Source organism: Pseudomonas sp. JL3, from assembly GCF_031570575.1.
GTDB classification, from domain to species: domain Bacteria; phylum Pseudomonadota; class Gammaproteobacteria; order Pseudomonadales; family Pseudomonadaceae; genus Aquipseudomonas; species Aquipseudomonas cucumis.
Genome location: NZ_JAKWJK010000057.1, coordinates 1 through 1,445, shown reverse-complemented (window position 1 = coordinate 1,445; position 1,445 = coordinate 1). Strand labels below are relative to the sequence as shown.

Sequence of the window (1,445 nt, the reverse complement as noted above, 5' to 3'; positions counted from 1 at the left end):
TCGTAATTACCACCCTTGGCATCGTCGATCTTGACGCTCAGGGAACCGCCGCCAGCCAGTGCATCGTTCGGCGCGGTGAAGTTGACAGAACCGCTGCTCGAACCAACCGGAATGGTGATGGTCTGGCCATTCGACAGGGTCACAACGACTGGCGAGCCGGTGACTGGCGACGTCACGGACGCGGTGTAAACCACAGTGCCGCCTTCGGCGACGGTAGACGTCGCGGTCAGGTTCACCGTTGAGGTGTCGATGGTATCGGTGACGTCGGTAACCGCAGCCGCCGGGTTGGTCGCCAGGTTTTCAAAGTTGCCGCCTGCGGCATCCTTGATCGTGACGTCGACCTGGCCGGCGTCTTTGTAGACGTCGTCTTTCGGTGCGTCGACAGTCACGGAGCCGGTAGTTGCACCGGCCGCGATGGTGATCACCGCACCGTTCGACAAGGTCACAGTCACTGGTGTGCCGGCGGCGTTGGTCAAGGTCGCGGTGTAAACGNTAGTTGCACCGGCCGCGATGGTGATCACCGCACCGTTCGACAAGGTCACAGTCACTGGTGTGCCGGCGGCGTTGGTCAAGGTCGCGGTGTAAACGATGGAACCGCCTTCAGCGACCGAATCAGTCGCCGAGAGGCTGAGGGTGGTGGTTTCCGGAGTATCGGTAACCGAGGTGTCCGCCGACTTGCCGTCAATTTCCAGCTTCTCGTAGTTACCGCCCTTGGCATCGTCGATCTTCACGCTCAGCGAACCACCGCCGGCCAGTGCATCGTTGGGCGCAGTGAAGTTGACGCTGGCGCTGCTCGAGCCAACCGGGATGGTGATGGTCTGGCCGTTGGACAGGGTGACAACGACTGGCGAACTGGTGACTGGAGCAGACACGGACGCGGTGTAAACCACGGTGCCGCCTTCAACGACGCTCGATGTGGCAGTCAGCGAAACGGTGCTGGTGTCGATGGTGTCGTTGACGGTGGTCACCGCAGGCGTGTCGCTGGCGACCAGGTTCTCGAAATTGCCGCCGGTCGCACCTTGGATGGTTGCTTCGACGGTGCCGGCATCTTTGTAGACATCGTCCTTTGGTGCGTCGACGGTCACGGAGCCGGTAGTTTTACCCGCTTCGATGGTGATCACGGCGCCGTTCGACAGGGTCACGGTGACCGGTGTACCGGCTGCATTGGTCAGGGTTGCCGTGTAGGTGATCTGGCCGCCTTCATCTACGGTGCCGGTCGCGGTCAGCGACAGGTTGGTTGTGTCAGCGGTGTCGGTAACCGAGGTGTCCGCCGACTTGCCGTCAATTTCCAGTTTTTCGTAGTTACCGCCCTTGGCATCGTCGATCTTCACGCTCAGTGAACCACCGCCGGCCAACGCATCGTTCGGCGCGGTGAAGTTCACGCTGGCGCTGCTCGAGCCGACTGGAATGGTGATGGTCTGGCCGTTGGACAGGGTGACGATCAC

The 1,445-nt window shown here is 61.4% G+C and carries 1 protein-coding gene; it reads right to left on the bottom strand.

Translation table 11 applies throughout. From position 1 onward, the window contains the following. A partial coding sequence (locus MMG91_RS28750; RefSeq protein WP_405046575.1) for an immunoglobulin-like domain-containing protein occupies nucleotides 1–1,445 on the bottom strand: 1,445 nt, incomplete at both ends.